This is a genomic window from Kiloniella sp. (genome assembly GCF_965205715.1).
Taxonomy (GTDB): Bacteria; Pseudomonadota; Alphaproteobacteria; order Kiloniellales; family Kiloniellaceae; genus Kiloniella.
The window spans coordinates 153,838-168,133 of record NZ_CBDBHW010000002.1 but is presented as its reverse complement, the minus strand read 5'-3'; the positions used below and the strand labels follow the sequence as shown (position 1 = coordinate 168,133).

Below are 14,296 nucleotides of genomic sequence, written 5' to 3'. Positions count from 1 at the left end.
CCCTTAAGGAGCCCAATATGGCTGATACGAAATCTTTCCGTTTCTTACATACGATGATCAGAGTTGTCGACCTCGACAAGTCGATAGATTTTTATACCCGTCATCTCGGAATGAAGTTATTAAGGAAAAAAGATTTTCCTTCAGGTGAATTCACCCTCGCTTTCCTTGGGTATGGTGACGAAGAGGACCATACGGTTATCGAGCTTACTCATAATTGGGGACAAAAAGAGCCTTATGAACAAGGAAATGCTTTTGGTCATTTAGCTTTGGGAGTTCCAGATATCTACGCGACTTGCGCAGAGTTGGAGAAAGAAGGGGTTAACATTCCCCGTAAACCCGGCCCAATGCAGCATGGATCTACCGTGATAGCTTTTATTGATGATCCCGATGGTTATAAAATTGAATTGATTGAGCGCGGTTAGAGCGACACAGTTAAATTAAATAAAAAAAAGCGCTGCGGATTTCGCAGCGCTTTTTTGCTTGTATCATTTCGTGACTTATCTTTTTTCGACTGGAATAAATTCACGTTCCTGCTGGCCCAAAAAGAGCTGGCGTGGACGGCCAATTTTATGGTGAGGATCTTCGATCATTTCTCTCCACTGGGCAACCCAACCAACCGTTCTGGCCAGGGCGAAGAGAACAGTAAACATTGAAGTCGGGAAGTTCATCGCCCGCAAAATGATTCCGGAATAGAAATCTACGTTCGGGAAGAGTTTCTTCTCAGCAAAGTATGGATCAGACAAAGCAACACGTTCCAGTTCCATGGCCAATTCGAGCAATGGATCATTAATACCAAGCTCAGAAAGAACTTCATGGCAGGATTCACGCATCACTGACGCGCGTGGATCGTAGTTCTTATACACGCGGTGACCAAATCCCATGAGGCGGAATGGATCATTTTTGTCTTTGGCGCGTTCAATGTACTTTGGAATATTGTCTTTGTGGCCAATCTGCTGAAGCATGCTAAGGACAGCTTCGTTGGCTCCACCGTGTGCAGGCCCCCAAAGAGAAGCAATACCCGCAGCAATACAGGCAAATGGATTTGCACCACTAGATCCTGCAAGACGGACAGTAGAAGTAGAAGCATTTTGTTCATGATCAGCATGGAGAATAAAAATTCTATCCATGGCGCGAACGAGTGCCGGGCTTGCTTTGTAATCTTCACATGGAACAGAGAATGTCATGTGCAGGAAGTTTTCAGCATAGCTAAGTTCATTTTTAGGATAAACAAATGGCTGGCCGACCGCGTATTTATAAGCATAAGCAGCGATGGTTGGCATTTTTGCTATGAGACGGTGTGAAGCGATTAAGCGCTGATTTGGATCACGAATATCGGTTGAATCATGGTAAAAAGCAGATAGAGCTCCGACAACACCTACCATAATTGCCATTGGGTGTGAATCCCGACGGAAACCGCGATAGAAGTTCATCATCTGCTCATGGAGCATCGTGTGGTAGGTAATCGTGTCTTTGAACTCGGTGGATTGGTCTTTAGTCGGTAGCTCACCATTTAGAAGTAAGTAACATGTATCCATGTAGTCGCTTTTGGTGGCGAGATCTTCAATTGAATAACCGCGGTGGCGCAATATACCTTTATCACCATCAATATATGTGATCGATGAATCACAACTACCCGTTGAGGTGAATCCTGGGTCATAAGTAAAGCAGCCGGATTCACTATAAAGCTTACGGATATCAATAACACTAGGACCAGAGGTTCCGTCTAGGATAGGCATGTCAAAACTTTTTCCCGTACGGTTGTCCGTTACGGTAACACTGTTATTAGGATTGGTATCTGACATATTTGGAACCTCTGCTCTTTGTTATTTTTACTGGTTTGTTGCGCAGCAGCATAATACTTTTACTACTTAAGATCAAATTGTGCGCTGCAATATTTTTTAAGCTTTCACCATCTCTAGATTTGATCTGAAATTCGGTTAATTGATTCTTCCTTACCCAGGATATCCATGACTTCAAATATTCCAGGTGAAACATTCGAACCGCTAAGGGCTGCGCGAAGAGGCTGAGCTACTTTACCAAGCTTTATCTCGTTCTCTTCAGCGAATGTTTTAACCGTGGTTTCCAGGACTTCTTCCTTCCACGCCGTAATATCATTTAGTAAAGGTAATAGGTTACCTAGGTTTGCTTTACCTTCATCAGAAAGGAGCTTTTCTGCCTTGGCGTTTAGGCTAAGGGGACGCTCTTTGACATAAAAAGCGGCACTTTCGGCTAATTCATTGACAGTCTTCGCCCGCTCTTTAAGTCCTGCCATACCACTGATTAAACGAGCGCGTCCTTCGGCTTCTATGGCCACACTTTCCGCTTTTGTGATCAGAGGCGAGATTATATCAGTCAGATAACTATTCTCTGCATTTCGAATATATATCCCGTTTAAGTTTTCTAGCTTGGCAAAATCAAACCGTGATGGAGATTTTCCAACGCTATCAACATCAAACCATTCTATGGCCTGTTCCGTGGAGATAACTTCTTCGTCACCATGACCCCAGCCCAAACGAAGCAGGTAATTTCTAAGAGCTTCCGGGAGGTAGCCCATTTCATCTCGATAGGCTTCAACACCGAGAGCACCGTGGCGTTTAGATAGCTTTGCGCCATCTGCACCATGAATTAGAGGAATGTGTGCAAACTCTGGTAAATCCCAGCCCATTGCCTTAAAAAGTTGTACCTGACGGAAAGCATTGGTCAGATGATCGTCACCACGGATAACGTGAGTAATGCCCATATCATGATCATCTACGACAACAGAAAGCATATAGGTTGGTGTACCATCAGCACGAAGCAAGATCATGTCATCGAGTTGACTGTTTGCTACTGTTACATCGCCTTGTACCAGATCTTTGATTACGGTTTCACCATCAAGTGGCATCTTTAATCGGACGACCGGATCCACACCTTCGGGAGCTTCTGAAGCAGGACGGTCACGCCAGCGACCATCATATTTCATGGGGCGACCTTCTGCTTTGGCCTTTTCCCGCATTTCAGTGAGCTCTTCTGGGCTGCAATAACAATGGTACGCTTTGCCTTCTGCCAGAAGTTTGTGAGCAACTTCCTGATGTCGGCTGGCGCCAGCAAATTGATACGTTATTTCATCATCATGATTGAGACCAAGCCAGTTGAGGCCGTCAATAATGGCTTCAATCGCTTCAGGGGTTGATCTTTTTCTGTCGGTGTCTTCAATACGAAGAAGGTATTTACCACCGTGGTGTTTAGCAAAAAGCCAGTTAAAAAGTGCAGTACGGGCCCCACCAATATGTAAAAATCCGGTTGGTGAAGGGGCAAAACGGGTTACAACCTGTTTCGTGGGCTGGCTCATGATGATCTTTCATAAATCAAGAGTGTTTGGGTATTTGTCTCAGTAGGGCTTGTTCGTAAATTTGTGGAGCAAGTTCAAGTCCATCAGGGAACAACAGAGACTTTTGTTTCGAGGGATATGTAGCATAATGTCTTGGATATCGCAAATAGAGTTCAAATTATCCTGATTATTTATGAAGTTACCTAATATAAAAGCGGTCTATGTATTAAGGCACTCTTATTGGCTTAATATAAGGGCATGAGCTAGGTAAAGAATGGATATGGAACCTGGCAACAGCTGATACCAGGCTCCTCAAAATGCTATTAATCCAGCTCTTTGTGAAGGGCTGCTATAGAAAGACAGGCATCGGCAACTTCTTTACCCTTGATCTTGAAATGTTCAAGAAAGAACTGGTGATGCTCTTCAGAGTTATGGAAGTGATGGGGTGTTAATATGGCGCTCAAAACGGGGATGTCTGTATCCATTTGTGCCTGCATCATTCCCGATATCACTGTTTGAGAAACAAACTCGTGACGGTATATGCCACCATCCACAACAAATGCCGTTCCGACAACTGCAGCAAAGCGACCCGTTTTTGCAAGTTTTCTTGCCACGAGCGGTATCTCAAGTGCACCCGGAACATCAAAGATCTCAACACTTGCAGTGCCATTTGACCGATTTTCAATCTCACTTAGGAAAGAGGCCCGGCAATTGCCGACAATGTCACTGTGCCATTGTGCCTGTATAAAGGCGAACCGCATGTCTTGATAGGTATCACTAGGTAACTTTTTATTTGAATTCTGATTCATCGATTTTCCAATATTACTTAAAACGAGAATCAGGGCGTACGTAATGATATAACCTCTGTATACTAACAGAAGGCTTCATCAATCCGTTCTCTACCATCCGGACTATAACCGTCGGCCTTGGAATTTAACCAAGTCTGCTGACCTTCTTGGATGTGAACCAAAAAGCGCTCGCGGGCTGAAACAATTTTGTTATCACCGCCGGTGGGGATTTTCACCCCGCCCCGAGAACATGTCTCATCAAATGATAAGACGTGATCTTATTATCTGATGATGGCAAAGATATCTACGTAATATTTTTCTGAGGCTAATTAATTTAAATAATATGTGATAAGGATGAGTACTGCCTTAAGTTGATAATGATATCTAGGTTATCGTAATTGGTATTCGGGGATCTAAAGAGAAGGGAGAAGGAGGATAGGCTGGAAGAGGGTTTATCATTCTGTGGAGGCTGCTTTCGAGCACGAAAGAACACGGCTGCTTAATTGGCTTCCGGTCTTTGTTGCTCTTGGAATTGCGTTTTATTTTTCACTACCCTACGAACCAAATATATATCTGGTATCAGCTATAAGCCTTACCCTTTGGATTTGCGTTGTCCTTGGTCGAAATCTAAGAAATACAAACGCTAAAATTTGGCTTGGTATAGTCACTCTGACCTTATTATCTTCGGGTGTTAGCCTTGCCACAGTTCGCTCACTTATTGTTCAGGCACCAGTACTTAATTATGAAATTGGGCCACGATTTTTAGAAGGCTCTATTCTATCCATTGAGCCTTTATCACCTGGGCAGCGATACATAATTGGAAATCTGGATGCTCGCGGATTTAATAATCAACCAACTCCTAAATACATTCGCCTACGATCTAATATTCGTCAGAACGGCATTGAGGTTGGGGATAAAATCAGAGCACGCGTTGTCGTAAAACCACCAACACAACCCGTTATCCCTTCAGGGTTTAATTTTGCCCGTTACGCTTACTACAAACAGATAGGGGGCGTGGGTTATATTTGGGGTAAAGTTGAGAGAGTTGAGGCAGATATCAATGCTGCATCACAATTTAATCTCTTTTGGAATGATCTACGGAACAAGCTCGTCAGCAAAATCTCAAATCATTTGGAGGGTGATGAACGTGCTTTGGCGATTACCTTTTTAACAGGCCAAAAAGGATCTATCTCTCGTAAAGCCAAGGATAATATTCGAAAATCAGGATTGGCCCATCTCTTGGCAATATCGGGCTTACACATGGGGTTGGTTGCAGGCATAATTTTCTTTTCTCTTCGACTTGTTATGGCGTCAATTTCTTCGTTTGCTCTAAACTATCCTATAAAGAAAATTTCAGCCGTTTTAACTCTCTTTATTTGCTATGGGTATTTAGAATTAATTGGAATGCCGCTGTCAGCACAACGTGCTTATATGATGGCGGGAGTATCTCTTCTTGCCATTGTTCTGGATAGGCAGGCTATCTCCATGAGAACCGTGTCTGTTGCTGCGCTGGTCTTACTCATCTTAACACCTGAAGTTTTGATATCGGCTAGTTTTCAGCTCTCTTTTGCAGCCGTTATCGCCCTGGTGGCGGTCTTCGAATATTACGATCAACGAGAAAGAAGTAAGTCCTTTATGGGAAGGGTGTTGGCTGGACTTAAGGTTACGATTATTTGTTCCTTTGTTGCCTCCCTCGCGACGGCACCGTTTGTTTTGTACCATTTCCATAGTCTTCCCCTTTATGGAATCCTCGCTAATTTGTTTGCTGTACCTTTTACAGGCTTGGTACTTATGCCTTTGGTACTATTGAGTTACTTGCTGATTCCTTTCGGCTTGGAGGCGTTCTCCTTAATACCTCTTGGGTGGGCTTTTGATTTATTGTTGTGGCTTTCAAAGTCCGTGGCTTCGATCCCCATGGGGCAAATGACTGTTTCAGCATTTCCAGTCATATTTCTGGCCTTGGTTTCGATAGGTGGAATTTGGTTATGCCTGATCAAAAGCAGAATACGATTGCTCGGGGGAATTCCTGTCGTTGTGTTTATACTTCTTGTTGGTCTGGGTGATCGAGGAAGAGATATTCTGATTGATGGCAAGACAGGATTGATTGCAATTAAGAGAGATAATGAACTTTATCTCAACCTTACCAAAAGGTCCCGGTTCACAGCTAAAGTCTGGAAACAAGATTTAGCCGTTACATCCATTAGAGACTGGCATGAGCTGCCAGAGGTTATTTTTCGATGTGATGCTAGGGCTTGCTTATATAAAACAGAGGATAAAACGATATCATTTGTATTAAATGGCACAGCGTTTTACGAGGACTGTCTACGTGCTGATTATATAATTACCACCGTAAAATCCCCTAGTTGGTGCCGAGGAAAAGAAAATCTCGTCCTCGACTATTGGGATTTACGAAAAAAGGGAGCACACAGCTTAGCAATATCCGGTTCAAACATTGAGATAGTGAATGTTAGAGCAACAGTAGGTGACAGGCCGTGGGCGAGATAGAGCCTTTTTAGTGGTATTGACGTAAGAGACCGACGAGCTTGCCTTGTACCTGTACACGCTCAGCATCATACACTTTAGTTTCGTAAGATGCGTTTGCAGGCTCAAGCTCTATTTTTCCACTCTGACGTCTTACGTGTTTTAGCGTTGCTTCAACATTATCGACAAAGGCTACACCAATCTGTCCATTTTCGATAACATCACAACGTTGAATAAGAACGGTGTCGCCATCCAGAATACCTGCTTCAATCATTGAATCCCCTTCGACTGTGAGAGCATAATGATCACCCCGTCCTATTAGGCCAGTTGGAACATCAACATAACTGGCAGGGTCGTTTAAAGCTTCGATAGGGGTACCAGCTGCGATCTTACCATATAGGGGGAGTTGAAGCGTTTCATCTACTGACAAAGATTGATTAGCGGCCTGAACACCAGATTGTAACAGGGGGTTATCTGGGGTTGGGTTCTGATTTGTTGTCTGCGGAACGGGGCCTAGATCTTCGGGTAACCTGAGGATTTCTACTGCACGGGCTCTATGAGCAAGGCGGCGAATAAAGCCGCGTTCTTCCAGTGCGGTAACTAGCCGATGAATGCCTGATTTTGATTTCAGATTCAACGCGTCCTTCATTTCATCAAAGGATGGCGAAACTCCAGAATGGGATAGGTGATCCCGTATATAGAGTAGTAGCTCGCGTTGTTTCTTTGTCAGCACTGTCATTCCCCCGAATAAATAACGTTTTGTTGGTAGAACAAAACAAAAACATATATTTTGTTCTACTTTGGTTCTCTTCTGGGGTCAAGGCTAAAAACGTAGTTTGAGTGAGCTTAGAGCCGAATGATATCGACTTCGCTGCCTTTGCTAATAGGGTGGGCGAAGGGTGGGCGAATAAGAAGGCAATCGGCCTGACGAAGCAGGTTTAGCATTGCGCTATCTTGTCTGTTAAAAGGGGTCGCAAGGAGTTGGCCTTTATCATTGTGTGACAATTCCGCACGAAGGTAATCTTGCCGCTTGTCGTTTTCACCCAGATCACTTGCTAAGATCGCACGCTCAACCCGTTCTGAGTGTGGATCCTGTCCTGTCATTTTCCACAGAGCAGGACGAGCAAATATATAAGCGCAAACCAATGTGGAAACTGGATTTCCAGGAAGACCGATCATTGGGGTATTACCAAGTTTTCCAAAGATCAATGGTTTCCCCGGGCGCATGGCGATACGCCAAAAATCTATTTCGAGGCCCTGTTCTCCAAGAACAGATCGGACAAGGTCATGATCGCCAACAGAGGCGCCACCCGTTGTAAGGAGTAAATCAGCACCTTCGGCTCCTTTTGCCATGGCAGAGAGAGCCTCGCTATCATCTGGGGCAATCCCCAAAGAAATAGGCTCACCTCCGCATTCCCTGACAAAGGACATCAGAGCCGTCGTGTTGGAGCTGACAATCTGATTGGGACCTGGTGTTTCGCCCGGTAAAACGATCTCGTTCCCGGTAGCGAGTATTGCCACACGAGGTTTGCGATACACTTCCAGCCATGGATGGTTCATAGCTGCTGCAAGAGCGAGATCTCTGGCCGTTAAGACTGTTCCTTTTTCAAGTCCGACTTGGCCTTCTTTGAAATCCAAGCCGGCAGGACGAATGTAGCGGCCGGGATCTTCACTTTGTTTAACGGTAACTTTGTCGTCTTTTCGGTCAGTATTTTCCTGAATGACGATGCAATCAGCCCCGGGAGGAACAGGTCCGCCGGTGAAAATCCGTACCGCTTGGCCAGCTTTTAAGGTCTGGTCAAAGCTTCCACCTGCGGGTGATTCTCCGAGAACCGTTAACTGTGCGGGTACTTTTGCGATATCTGATGATCTGACAGCGTATCCATCCATGGCGGATACATCTGTAGGAGGTTGGGTGAGGCGGGCTTTGATGTCTTTGGCCAGAACCCGACCCAATGCATCGTGTAGTGATACTGTTTCCGGGGACAACTTGGAAAAGCCAGAGAGTACTCGTTCGAGAGCTTCTTCAACAGATAACATTATTTAGCCTCGTAAGTTCCTGATTTTCCACCAGTTTTTTTGATCAGCCGGACGTCAGTGATTTGAATTCCCTTATCTACTGCCTTACACATGTCGTAGATGGTAAGAGAGGCAACGGATACCGCTGTGAGGGCTTCCATTTCAACGCCCGTCTGGCCAGCAAGTTTACATGTTCCAATGACATCTATTGCATTTTCATCCGGATGCAATTCGAAATCAACTTTGACAGAAGTCAGCATCAGGGGATGGCAGAGAGGAATAAGATCGGGTGTTCTTTTCGCACCCATTATTCCTGCCAAACGCGCGACAGAAAGCACATCACCTTTTTTGAAACCGCCTTCTTGGATCAGTTTCATGGTTCCAGGTTGGACAAGAACGCGGCCCATTGCAGTTGCGGTACGTGTTGTCTCTTCTTTATCAGAGACATCGACCATGACGGCCTTACCTTCTTTGTCAAAATGTGTGAACCCGCTACCAGACATCTGCATAGTTCTTTCTTGTTACGCTTATTGTTTTAAAAGTGTTTTCGTTGCGGCTGTAACATCATCTTGGCGCATAAGAGATTCGCCAATAAGGAAGGTTGTCGCACCTGTGACCTTCATGCGCCTTAGATCTTCTGGTGTATAAAGACCACTTTCAGAAATCAGTAATTTCCCGGAAGGAACCATCTGAGAGAGCTCTTCAGTCGTTGCGATATCGACTTTAAGGGTTTTCAGGTTGCGATTATTAATCCCGAGAAGTGGCGATTTAAGATGTTCGAGCGCTCGTTCTAACTCTTCAGCATTATGAACTTCAACCAGAACATCCATACCGTATTCAAAAGCCAGTGCTTCCAGATCACGCGCCTGCTCATTTGTAAGCGCCGCCATTATCAGCAGAATACAATCGGCGCCAAGGGCACGAGATTCTACGATTTGGTATGGTTCCAGCATGAAATCTTTACGTAATGCCGGGAGCTCAACTGCGGCACGAGCTTCCAGAAGATATTTGTCAGCACCTTGAAAGTACGGCTCGTCTGTTAAAACAGACAAACAAGTCGCTCCACCAGCTTGATAAGCCTCAGCTAAGGATGCGGGGTCGAAGTCGGCGCGTATCAAACCTTTGCTCGGAGATGCTTTTTTGATCTCGCTGATCAAACCATAGAGGCCCTGATCATGTCTGGCTTTAAGTGCGCGATAAAAACCTCGTGGCTTAGCTTGTTTAGCAGCTTGAACCTCGAGATCATTCAGAGAAGTAATTTCTTTGCGAGCTTTGACAAATGCTAGTTTGTCATCACAGATACGTTTTAGAACATCGCTCACGATGGTGAACCCTCATTTGTAAGTGACACAAGGCCATCCAATTTCGCCAAAGCAGCGCCGCTGTCGATTGCCTTAGCTGCGATTATAGCAGCCTCTTTAAGATCATCAGTTATTCCTGCAACAATCAGAGCACCCGCTGAATTCAAAACAACGGCATCCCGATAGGCATTTTTCTCACCGCCAAGCATTGATCTCATGGCTTTGGCGTTAAACTCAGCATCACCCCCGATGATTTCTTCGATTGGAGATCTTTCCAATCCCGCCATTTCAGGAATAATCTCAAAGTTACGAACCCGTCCTTGATCTAGCTCAGATATAAAGCTTAATCCTGAAATCGATAATTCGTCCAAGCCTTCTGCGCCGTGCACGACCCATGCTTTTTCATGGCCAAGAGCTTTAAGAACATTCGCTATGGGGTTAACCAGATCACGGCTATAGACACCGGTTATCTGACGGGTGACTTTACCTGGGTTCGACAATGGACCCAGGACATTGAATATCGTCCTTGTGCCTAGTTCAACGCGGGTGGGGCCGACGTGTCTCATTGCGGAATGATAAAGAGGTGCGGCGAGAAAACAGGTGCCATTTTCTGCGAGTGCGTGCTCGACAGCTTCCACATTTGCTTCCAGACCAATACCTAGGGCACCAAGCACATCAGAAGCACCGCTTTTAGACGAAGCTGCCCGGTTGCCGTGCTTGGCGACGGTCACTCCGGCAGCAGCGACAACAAATGCTGTAGCCGTCGACACATTAAGTGTGCCTTTTGCATCTCCGCCGGTACCACATACGTCAATTGAGCCTTTAGGGGCGTTGATCGTCAGCATCTTGCTGCGCATTGAACGTGCGGCGCCTGTGATTTCATCGACGGTTTCACCGCGTACACGCAAGGACATAAGGAACCCAGCAACCTGTGAAGGGGTCGCTTCGCCAGTCATCAGAAGATCAAATGCTTGTTCAGCCTGTTCAGCCGATAAGCTATTCCCATCCGCCGTATAGGCGATGAAAGATTTTATGTCGTTTAATTCCAAGGAGGAGGAACTAGACCCAGAATTGGAACTGGACATGGAGATGTCTCCCTTATTTCAAACCCTGTTTTATCAAAGTTATTTTATGCTTAAATTATCAACTTATACTGTGAGGAAGTTCTTTAAGAGGTCATGTCCTTTTTCGGATGCGATACTCTCTGGGTGAAACTGTACCCCGTGAACAGCCAGTTCTTTGTGCTGTAACCCCATGATCACGCCATCATCGCTCCAGGCTGTGACCTCTAGGCAATCTGGCATACTGTCGGGCTCGATCGTCAGCGAATGATAACGCGTTACAGTCAATGGATCGGGTAGGCCTTTAAAGACGCTGTTTCCATTGTGTCGTATTGCACTGGTCTTGCCGTGCATAGGAGATGGCGCCCGGACAACTTTGGCCCCGAAGGCTTGTCCTATCGATTGGTGGCCAAGACAAACACCGAGAACAGGGATTTTACCTGCGGCGCGTTCTACAAGTTCCAGGCAGATACCTGCCGAGGAAGGGTCACAAGGGCCGGGAGAAATAACAATTCTCTCTGGTTTCATTTCCAAGATTTCATCAACTGAAATTTGGTCATTGCGTTCGACAGATATCGTCGCGCCGAGTTCCCCCAGAAAATGATAGAGGTTGTAGGTAAAACTATCGTAGTTGTCGATTAGGAGTAACATATCGGCACGCGGGCTTTCACTTATTGAGCACAGTATAAAATTTAGGAACTTATAGCAGTAAGGTAAAGGTGAAGAAATAAAGAAAGGTCAGATTTTCTAACGAAATTGAAAACTAATTAGAATTTCTGCTTTAGTGACTTGACCTTCCAGTTACTGTAAACTCCATATATAGCTCATCGTGGAATTTTGAGAGTACCCACTAGATGTCAAAAGCTATTGAACTAACCATTGATGGTATGAGTTGCGCGGGCTGTGTTCGTTCCGTCAGTAAAGCACTTCAGTCCGTTGAGGGTGTTATTGAAGCCCAGCCTGATCTTATGAGCAACTCCGCAATGGTGACATCGGATGGTACGGTCGAAGAGGGACGTCTGCTGAAAGCTCTTTCAGAAAAAGGCTATAAAGCAAAAATCATTGATCCAGATCCAGATCCAGATCCAGATACAGATCAGACAGAGAAATCCGTTGAGTTGGCCATCAAAGGGATGACTTGTGCTGGGTGTGTTCGTTCCATTGAAAAAGCAATCATGCAAGTGCCTGGCGTCAGTTCAACTTCAGTTGATTTGATGAATGGTGTGGCACGAGTTTCTCTTTCTAAGGAAATTGATGACATCAACTCTTTAGAGCGTCAGTTAATCGCTAAAATATCTGAAGCTGGTTATGAAGCCACTGTTCAGCAAAACGATATTTTATCAATTTCAGGGCTCGATGAGCAGGGCAGCCAAGCTCAAACGCATAAAATTTTCTTTCTTGCAATGATCCTAACGGTTCCATTGGTTGGGCAAATGCTCCTGATGCCTTTTGGCGTTGAATTCACCATCCCACCTTTATTCCAATTTTTACTGGCCCTTCCTGTCCAAATTTTTGCGGGAGCTCGGTTTTATAAAGGGTTTTGGAACGCTTTTCGACATGGCCAAAGTAAGATGGATACGCTTGTTGCTGTGGGAACATCGGCGGCTTTTGGGCTTTCTGTTGCTGTCATGCTTGGCGATACCTCTGAATGGTTATCCTGGTCCTCGCATGTAGCGCACAGCCTTTATTTTGAAGCCTCTGCTGCCGTTATTACCCTGGTTCTTCTTGGTAAGATACTTGAAGAAAGAGCCAAAGGGAAAACCAACGAAGCTTTATTGGCATTGATGAAGCTGCAACCTTCTCTCGCGATTGTAGAGCGGGATGGTACACAGCAAGAGATTTCTGCAAGTCGGGTACTTGAAAGTGATATCGTTATTGTTCGCCCCGGAGATTTAGTCCCTGTTGATGGAATTATTATTTCAGGTCGCAGCCAAATTGATGAAGCGATGGTAACGGGCGAATCAATGCCAGCATCAAGAGTTACTGGTGATCATTTGATTGGTGGCACGATCAATGGTGAAGGGCTTCTCCGTGTTCAGCCGACAACTCTGGGGAAAGATTCAAAGCTTTCTCAAATCATTGAGCAAGTTAAATCGGCCAGAACTAGTAAACCTAGAATTCAACAACTCGTTGACCGGGTTAGTGCTATTTTTGTTCCCACCGTACTTGTTATCGCGACAGGCACCTTTTTATCATGGTGGCTGATTGGGGATGCGTCGCTGGAAATTGCAATTATCAATGCTGTAACTGTTCTGGTTATTGCTTGCCCTTGTGCCCTTGGTTTAGCAACTCCTACCGCGATTATGGTTGGGAGCGGACAGGCCGCCCGTATGGGCATCTTGATAAAGAACGCTGACGCTATAGACGGATTGGCTGGGGCCACGACTGTTGTGTTTGATAAGACGGGTACTCTGACCTCTGGTCATCCGCAAGTCGTTGGTAGCTTGTTGTCAGCTAATTTTGCTTCCGATAAAATTTTGGCACTAGCTGCGGGTCTATCTAAAGATAGTTCTCACCCCTTGTCAAAAGCGATATTAAATCATGTAGAACAAGAAGGATTGTCTCCTGTGGATATAGAGAATTCTCTGGCCATACCTGGTTTGGGGGTGAGGGGCCTCGTCGATCAAAATGACCTCTTTATGGGTAGTTTGAAACTTATGATGAGAGAAGGTGCTGAGACGAAAGGTTTTGATGAGTTTTCAGAGCAATCGGGGCAAGAGGGCGCAACTCTTGTTTGGCTTGCAGAACGTGCAGGTGGTGTAACGTCTGTTTTGGGTGTTTTTGCCTTAAAAGATCAAATCAGAAAGCAGTCCTACAAAGCAATCGCAGCTCTGAAAGCTGCAGGCCTAAAAGTCATGATGCTCAGTGGAGATCAAAAGCCCGCTGCAGATATGGTCGCCAAGGAATTGGGGATTGATCATGTCCAAGCCAATCTATTACCTGCTGATAAACTGTCTTGCCTTAGGGCGCTGCACGATCAGGGAGAGAAAGTGGTAATGGTTGGGGATGGCATCAATGATGCCCCCGCTTTGGCAGGGGCGGATGTTGGCCTTGCTATGGGTGATGGTACCGATGTTGCTATTGGCTCGGCAGATGCCTCTTTGACCCAGAGCGACCCCTATCTGGTTCTCAAAACCATACGAACAGGGCGAATTATTCGCCAAAAAATAGCACAAAATCTACTCGGTGCTTTTGTGTACAATGTTATCGGTATTCCCTTAGCAGCATTTGGTATGCTCAACCCGGTATTGGCTGGAATTGCGATGGCTTTGAGTTCTGTCACCGTGATGACAAGTTCTTTATCTCTTTATTCTTCACTGAAGCGGATCGATTAAA

12 protein-coding genes and 1 riboswitch are annotated in these 14,296 nt (G+C 45.3%); of the genes, 3 read left to right on the top strand and 9 right to left on the bottom strand.

Annotation, left to right across the window (positions count from 1 at the left end; genetic code table 11):
* Positions 1 to 17 precede the first annotated feature (17 nt).
* Positions 18 to 422 carry a lactoylglutathione lyase gene (gene gloA / locus ACOGW3_RS02950; RefSeq protein WP_419901593.1) on the top strand — a complete coding sequence of 135 codons (405 nt, stop codon included), beginning with the start codon at positions 18 to 20 and terminating at the stop codon, positions 420 to 422.
* Positions 423 to 497: 75 nt separating this feature from the next.
* Here gloA and ACOGW3_RS02945 read toward each other — a convergent pair whose 3' ends face one another.
* The 3 genes from ACOGW3_RS02945 to ACOGW3_RS02935 form a co-directional block, all read right to left on the bottom strand.
* Positions 498 to 1,802, bottom strand: a complete 1,305-nt coding sequence (locus tag ACOGW3_RS02945) for a citrate synthase (RefSeq protein WP_419901592.1) — start codon at positions 1,800 to 1,802, stop codon at positions 498 to 500.
* Positions 1,803 to 1,915: 113 nt separating this feature from the next.
* Positions 1,916 to 3,331, bottom strand: coding sequence for a glutamate--tRNA ligase (gene gltX, locus ACOGW3_RS02940; RefSeq protein ID WP_419901591.1), 1,416 nt, complete (start codon positions 3,329 to 3,331; stop codon positions 1,916 to 1,918).
* 302 nt (positions 3,332 to 3,633) lie between these two features.
* Positions 3,634 to 4,119, bottom strand: coding sequence for a 6,7-dimethyl-8-ribityllumazine synthase (locus ACOGW3_RS02935; RefSeq protein WP_419901590.1), 486 nt, complete (start codon positions 4,117 to 4,119; stop codon positions 3,634 to 3,636).
* A gap of 81 nt (positions 4,120 to 4,200) precedes the next feature.
* Positions 4,201 to 4,352, bottom strand: a riboswitch (FMN riboswitch).
* A gap of 208 nt (positions 4,353 to 4,560) precedes the next feature.
* Between ACOGW3_RS02935 and ACOGW3_RS02930 the strand changes: the two genes are divergently transcribed.
* Complete coding sequence (locus ACOGW3_RS02930) at positions 4,561 to 6,603, top strand: ComEC/Rec2 family competence protein (RefSeq protein WP_419901589.1); 2,043 nt, start codon at positions 4,561 to 4,563, stop codon at positions 6,601 to 6,603.
* 7 nt (positions 6,604 to 6,610) lie between these two features.
* Here ACOGW3_RS02930 and lexA read toward each other — a convergent pair whose 3' ends face one another.
* From lexA to ACOGW3_RS02900, 6 genes are all read right to left on the bottom strand, one after another.
* Entirely contained in the window at positions 6,611 to 7,312 is a 702-nt protein-coding gene (lexA, locus tag ACOGW3_RS02925; RefSeq protein WP_419901588.1) for a transcriptional repressor LexA, read from the bottom strand.
* Positions 7,313 to 7,425: 113 nt separating this feature from the next.
* Positions 7,426 to 8,619 carry a gephyrin-like molybdotransferase Glp gene (glp, locus tag ACOGW3_RS02920; RefSeq protein WP_419901587.1) on the bottom strand — a complete coding sequence of 398 codons (1,194 nt, stop codon included), beginning with the start codon at positions 8,617 to 8,619 and terminating at the stop codon, positions 7,426 to 7,428.
* On the bottom strand, positions 8,619 to 9,101 hold the full coding sequence (moaC, locus tag ACOGW3_RS02915; protein WP_419901586.1) for a cyclic pyranopterin monophosphate synthase MoaC: 483 nt from the start codon (positions 9,099 to 9,101) through the stop codon (positions 8,619 to 8,621). The genes glp and moaC overlap by 1 nt, the downstream gene beginning before the upstream one ends.
* A gap of 24 nt (positions 9,102 to 9,125) precedes the next feature.
* On the bottom strand, positions 9,126 to 9,920 hold the full coding sequence (gene trpC, locus ACOGW3_RS02910; protein ID WP_419901585.1) for an indole-3-glycerol phosphate synthase TrpC: 795 nt from the start codon (positions 9,918 to 9,920) through the stop codon (positions 9,126 to 9,128).
* On the bottom strand, positions 9,917 to 10,984 hold the full coding sequence (gene trpD / locus ACOGW3_RS02905; protein WP_419901584.1) for an anthranilate phosphoribosyltransferase: 1,068 nt from the start codon (positions 10,982 to 10,984) through the stop codon (positions 9,917 to 9,919). The genes trpC and trpD overlap by 4 nt, the downstream gene beginning before the upstream one ends.
* Positions 10,985 to 11,047: 63 nt before the next feature.
* Positions 11,048 to 11,611 (bottom strand): anthranilate synthase component II, encoded by a 564-nt coding sequence (locus tag ACOGW3_RS02900; protein WP_419901583.1) that lies wholly within the window; start codon positions 11,609 to 11,611, stop codon positions 11,048 to 11,050.
* 203 nt (positions 11,612 to 11,814) lie between these two features.
* On the opposite strand from ACOGW3_RS02900, the gene ACOGW3_RS02895 reads away from it, so the two are divergent.
* The gene (locus ACOGW3_RS02895) at positions 11,815 to 14,295 is read left to right on the top strand and encodes a heavy metal translocating P-type ATPase (RefSeq protein WP_419901582.1); all 2,481 of its coding nucleotides are present in this window, start codon (positions 11,815 to 11,817) and stop codon (positions 14,293 to 14,295) included.
* Position 14,296: the final 1 nt, after the last annotated feature.